This window comes from Nonomuraea zeae, assembly GCF_005889725.1.
Lineage (GTDB): Bacteria > Actinomycetota > Actinomycetes > Streptosporangiales > Streptosporangiaceae > Nonomuraea > Nonomuraea zeae.
Genome location: NZ_VCKX01000490.1, coordinates 1 through 5,443, shown reverse-complemented (window position 1 = coordinate 5,443; position 5,443 = coordinate 1). Strand labels below are relative to the sequence as shown.

Annotated in this window: 4 protein-coding genes and 2 pseudogenes; 4 read left to right on the top strand and 2 right to left on the bottom strand. The window is 70.9% G+C overall.

Annotated elements, in window-relative coordinates; genetic code table 11:
• Positions 1 to 305, top strand: a pseudogene (locus ETD85_RS59715) (DNA-binding transcriptional regulator OxyR); the annotation flags it as partial.
• A gap of 186 nt (positions 306 to 491) precedes the next feature.
• Here the strand turns inward: ETD85_RS59715 and ETD85_RS59710 are convergent.
• Entirely contained in the window at positions 492 to 1,520 is a 1,029-nt protein-coding gene (locus tag ETD85_RS59710; protein WP_138698667.1) for an aldo/keto reductase, read from the bottom strand.
• Between the two features lie 83 nt (positions 1,521 to 1,603).
• Between ETD85_RS59710 and ETD85_RS59705 the strand changes: the two genes are divergently transcribed.
• A complete protein-coding gene (locus ETD85_RS59705) occupies positions 1,604 to 2,161 on the top strand; it encodes a TetR/AcrR family transcriptional regulator (RefSeq protein WP_206059590.1) in 558 nt (185 codons plus the stop codon).
• Here ETD85_RS59705 and ETD85_RS59700 read toward each other — a convergent pair.
• Positions 2,153 to 3,319: a pyridoxal phosphate-dependent aminotransferase gene (locus tag ETD85_RS59700; protein ID WP_138698665.1), complete on the bottom strand. Its 1,167-nt coding sequence runs from the start codon at positions 3,317 to 3,319 to the stop codon at positions 2,153 to 2,155. The two genes, ETD85_RS59705 and ETD85_RS59700, sit on opposite strands and share 9 nt — an antisense overlap.
• A 25-nt stretch (positions 3,320 to 3,344) precedes the next feature.
• Between ETD85_RS59700 and ETD85_RS59695 the strand changes: the two genes are divergently transcribed.
• Both ETD85_RS59695 and ETD85_RS59690 read left to right on the top strand, forming a co-directional pair.
• A complete protein-coding gene (locus ETD85_RS59695) occupies positions 3,345 to 5,051 on the top strand; it encodes an alpha/beta fold hydrolase (RefSeq protein WP_138698664.1) in 1,707 nt (568 codons plus the stop codon).
• Positions 5,048 to 5,443 (top strand): annotated as a pseudogene (locus ETD85_RS59690) (DUF418 domain-containing protein); the annotation flags it as partial. The gene ETD85_RS59695 and the pseudogene ETD85_RS59690, both read left to right, overlap by 4 nt.

Below are 5,443 nucleotides of genomic sequence, written 5' to 3'. Positions count from 1 at the left end.
ATGGGTTAGAGATTTGTATAGGAGGCAGGACTGTGACGATCCAACGATTGATTCGCAGTGTTCAGGCTGATCTTTTGCTCTTGCTTTTTTTTTTGGTGACGTTGCTGCCGGAGTCGGCGGTGCCGGTGGAGACGGGCAAGCGGGTACGTCTTGCGCTGCGCCGTTTCGCCTCCCCCGCCCCGAAGCGGACCATCGGGCTGGCCTACCGGGCCTCGCCGTCGCGAGCGGCTGAGTACGCGCAGCTCGCCGACGAGATCCGCGGTGCCATCCGGCGGAGCAGGCTGCCGGTCACGATGGTGTCGTGAGCTGGCGCAGGACGCCGGCGCGCTCACCCTCGTCCTTGCACTCGGCCTCACACCCGGCCGCGCCTCCCGTCTCGACCCTCACTTAGCCTCGGCTCTCGGTGAGCATCTGCCCGAGGCCCCGGTGAGGCCGCCCCGGAGGGTGCGGCGACCTCGCGGTCACAGAGGGGAGTCGTCAGCGAGGCACGATCAGCGGGGGACGAGGTGGAAGGATGAGCCGTCCATCGGCCCTACATCCTGACGGGAGATCTCGTCCAGCCGGGCCACGGCCTCCTCCGGCAGGTTCAGCTCGAACGCCGCCAGGTTCTCCCTCAGTTGCTCCACCGACCGCGGGCCGAGCAGGACCGAGGTCACCCCGGGCCGCTGCGCCACCCAGGCCAGCGCCACTGCGGCCGACCCAGCGGCCGGTCCCGCGTCCAGATCGGCGGCCACCTTGGCCAGCTCCTCCGCGATGCCCAGGTTGCGGTCGTTGAGCAGTGAGTGGGCCCACCGGTTGGCGCCGGGCAGGGAGTGGCCGAGCAGCCGGCCCATCCGGCTGTCCGGGTCAGGGTCCTCCCCGTGCCGGTAGCGGCCGGTCAGCACGCCGCCGCCGAGCACCCCGTACACGATCGTGCCCACCCCGTGCCGCTCGCAGGCCGGCAGGATCTCGGCCTCGATCACGCGCTGGATCAGGGAGTACTGCGGCTGCAGGCTCACGAACGGGGTGCCGCCGGCGCCGGCGGCGGCCCACTGCGCCTCGACGAGCTGCGTAGCGGTGAAGTTGGAGCAGCCGAGATAGCGCACCTTGCCCGCGCGGACGAACCCGTCGAGGGTGGCCATGGTCTCCTCGATCGGCGTCACGGGGTCCCACTGGTGGCACTGGTAGAGGTCGATGTAGTCGGTGCCGAGGCGGCGCAGGCTGGCGTCGAGCGCCCTGGTGAGGTGCCGCCGCGACAGCCCGCGGCCCTCGGGGCCCACGGGCATGGCGCCCTTGGTCGCCAGGACGACCCACTCGCGCCGGCCCTTGAGCGCCCGGCCGACGATCTCCTCGGTCTCGCCCCGGTGGTACAGGTCCGCGGTGTCGATGAAGTTGCCGCCCGCGTCTAAGAACGCGTCGATGATCCGGCCCGCCTCCGCCTCGTCGCTGGCGGCCAGGCCGTATTCGGTGCCGAAGTTCATGGTGCCCAGGCAGGCCCTGGAGACGCGCAGGCCGGAGCGGCCCAGGTTCAGGTAGTCCATGAGGATCCCCTAGAATCGGAATGCGTGTTCCGCTTGAACGATACGGAACACTCGTTCCGGTTGTCAACGCGAGGAGAGCAGACGTGCGTGCCGACGCGCAGCGCAATCGTGCCCGCGTGCTGGATGCCGCCGAGGTGGTGCTGGCCAGGGACGGCCTGTCGGCTTCCATGCGGGAGATCGCCGAGCTGGCCGGGGTGGGGGTGGGCACGATCTACCGCCAGTTCCCCACCAAGGAGGCGCTCTACCAGGCGATCGTCCAGGACCGGATGCGGCGGCTGGCCGAGCGGGCCGGCGAGCTCGCCCAGGCGGCGGACGCCGGGGAGGCGTTCTTCGAGTACTTCAGCACGATCGTGGCGGATTCGACGGTCAAGAAGGTGCTCGTGGACGCCCTGGCCGCCTCGGGAATCGACGCCAAGGCGGGGGCGCCCGACATCAAGGGGCCCATCGCGGCCTTGCTGGCGCGGGCCCAGGAGGCGGGGGCGGTCAGGAGGGATGTCGGCATGGAGGAGCTGCTGGCGTTGCTGAGCGCCGCCTGCCTGGCGGCGCAACACAACAACTGGGGGGACGATCTGCGGGCGCGCACGCTCGCGGTGGTCTTCGACGGTCTCCGGCCTGCCGGGAAGGCCCGAGCGTCAGGCTGAGAGGTGCTTCAGCCTGGTCACGGCCTCGTCGATGACCTCGTCCTTCTTGCAGAAGGCGAACCTGACGAAGTGGCGTCCGCGCTCGGGATGGTCGTAGAACACCTGCGTCGGGATGGCCACCACCCCGGCCAGCTCCGGCAGCCGCCGGGTGAGCTCCAGCCCGTCGGTGAAACCGAGCGGCCGGATGTCGGTCTGCACGAAGTACGTCCCCGACGGCCTGAGCACCTCGAACCCGGCCGCCGCCAGCCCCTCCATCAGCCGGTCGCGCTTGTCCTGCAGCCCCGACCGCAGCGCCGAGACCCACTCCAGCTCCTGCCGCAGCCCGTAGGCCACCGCGACCTGCCACGGCGCGCTCGCGGTGAACGTGAGGAACTGCTTGACCGTCTGCACCGCCGTGACCAGCGCGGGAGGGGCGCACACCCAGCCGGTCTTCCAGCCGGTCACCGAGAACGTCTTGCCCGCCGAGGAGATCATCACCGTGCGCTCCCGCATCCCCGGCAGGGTGGCCAGCGGGATGTGCTCGACCCCGTCGAACGTCAGGTGCTCGTACACCTCGTCCGTCAGGGCGATCAGGTCGTGCTCCTGGCACAGCTCCGCGATGGCGGTCAGCTCGTCCCTGGTGAAGACCGTGCCCGTCGGGTTGTGCGGCGAGTTGACCAGGATGGCCCGGGTGCGGGGCGTGACGGCGGCGCGCAGTTCGTCCGGGTCGAACGTGAAGCGCCCCTCGACCGGCCGCATGGTCACGGCGACCAGCCGGGCCTGGGCGAGCGCGATCGAGGCCGCGTAGGAGTCGTAATAGGGCTCGAACGCGATCACCTCGTCGCCCGGCTCGCACAGCGCGAGCACGCTCGCCGCGATGGCCTCGGTCGCGCCCACCGTCACCAGGATCTCGCCGGCCGGATCGTAGGTCAGCCCGTAGTGCGCCTGGCGGTGCTCCGAGACCGCCTGCCGCAGCTCCAGCACGCCCGGCCCCGGCGGGTACTGGTTCGCCCCCGCCGCGATCGCCTGGACCGCGCGGTCGAGCATCGCCGCGGGCCCGTCGGTGTCGGGAAAGCCCTGTCCAAGGTTGATCGATCCGGTCTGTACGGCGAGCGCGCTCATCTCCGCGAAAATCGTCGTGCCGAAGTCGCGCATCCTGGTCACAAGTGGTTCCGTCACGGCCCCAGACTATTAGTCTCGTCCCGTGATCATTCGGGTCGTGCTCGCCCTAGCCCTTACCGCGCCGCCCAGCCCCACGACCAGCGCGCCCGGCGAACGCCCCTGCCCGGTCGCCATGCCCGCCCGTACGACCTGCGCCTTCCTCGTCGTCCCCGAGCGCAGGGACGCCCCTGAGCGGAAGATCAAGGTCGGCTACGCCGTGCGGGTCTCGACCGCCAGGGACCGCAAGCCGGACCCCGTCGTCTACATGAGCGGCGGCCCCGGATCGGCGTCGATGCAGCTCACGGGCTTCCTGAGCCAGATGTTCCCCGACCGCGACGTGGTGGCGGTCGAGCAGCGCGGCAGCAGGTGGTCCGAGCCCGCGCTGGGCTGCCCCGAGACCGCCGAGGCGCTGCTCGGCCAGCTCAGACGCCCGCCCGCCGACATCGCCCGGGCCGCCACCCGTTGCCGCGAGCGGCTCCGCGAGCAGGGTGTGGACCTGCGGGGATACAACACGAAGGAGATCGCGGCCGACGTGGTCGCGCTGCGGAAGGAGCTCGGCTACCCGTCGTGGAACCTGTTCGGCGTCAGCTACTCCACCAGGGTCATGCTGGACGTGGCCGCGGCGGACCCGGCGGGGGTCCGCTCGGTGGTGCTGGACTCGTTCCTGCCGGAGAGCGTCAACTGGTACGACGACGCCGCTGCGAACCTGACCGCCACCGCGGCCCTGCTCGGCGTCCGGGGCCCGTTCGAGGCGATGCGGGCCAGGCTGAACGCCTCCCCCGCCCGGGTGCCCGCCACCGACCCGCTGCTCGGCAGGTCGTTCACGGCCAGGATGAGCGGCGACGACGTGGCCGCGATCATGGCGGAGGCGCTGCACGAGTCGGACGTGGCCGCGGTGGCGCCGGCGATGGTCGGCGCGCTGGCGACGGGCCACGACGAGCTGCTGCGCCCGCTGGCGGACGCGGCGGGCGAGGGGCTGGTGTCGCACGAGTTCGGGCTGTATCACGCGGTGCAGTGCCAGGATGAGGTCCCCTTCAACACATTCACCCCAAACTCCCGACTTTTCACCATAAATGGGGATAAGGCGGTGTGTGATGCTTGGCAGCTCCCCAAGTCCCGCCCGGTGAACGCCACCACGAAGGCCCCGGTCTACGTCCTGGGCGGCCAGTACGACCCCACCACGCCCCCCAGGACCAGCAGGCCCGCGGCGGAAGCCCTGCCGGGCGCCCGCTTCGAGGAGTTCGCCGGCACCTCCCACGCCGTCTTCCTGGTGAACGCCTGCGCCCGCCGGAAGATCGTGGAGTTCCTCGACGACCCGGCGGGCAAGGACGGCACCCCCTGCGCGGACGCCACCGCTGCCCGGCCCGCGCCCGCCATGCACGTGACCGGCGCGCCGTACCAGATCTCGCGCTCCCCCTGGCTGGCCGCGCCCTTCGCGCTGTTCGCGCTCGCGTCCCTGGCCCAGCTCATCGCCGGCGCGCTGAGGGGCCGCGCGCTGGCGGCCTTCGGCGGCCTGGCGGGGACGGCGTTCGCCGGCCTCGTCGTCCAGTCCGTCTACGGCCTGGCCAGGACGAACGAGACCGCCCTTGCGGTCGGCGTCCCCGCCGCGGCCGAGCCCTACACCTGGATCGCCGCGGGCTCCACCGTGCTGACCGCGGCGGTCCTGCTGCGACGGCGCAAATGGCCGCAGATCACAGCAACCGTCATCAGCGCCGGATTCCTCGTATGGTGGTGCACCTGGTTCCTATGACGCGCATCCGAGAGCTCGACGCCCTCCGCGGCTTCGCGGTGGGCGGGATCATGCTGGTCAACACCTGGCAGCACACGCTCAAGGAGCCGCGCACCGAGATCGACTGGGCGATCGAGGCCCTGTTCCAGAGCAGGTTCTACCCGATCTTCTCGATGCTGTTCGGCATCAGCTTCCTGCTGTTCCTGCGCGGTAACAGCCGCGGGGCGCTGCTCGGCAGGCTGTTCTGGCTGTTCTGCTTCGGGCTGGTCCAGCACACCTTCTACGAGGGTGAGGTGCTGACCTACTACGCCTTCTGGGGCGCGGTGGTGCTGCTGCCCGTCTCGTTCCTGCCCGGCGCCCTGCCGGCGCTGGGGCTGGGGCTGGCGGGGGTCGTCCTGTCTCTTATACAATCT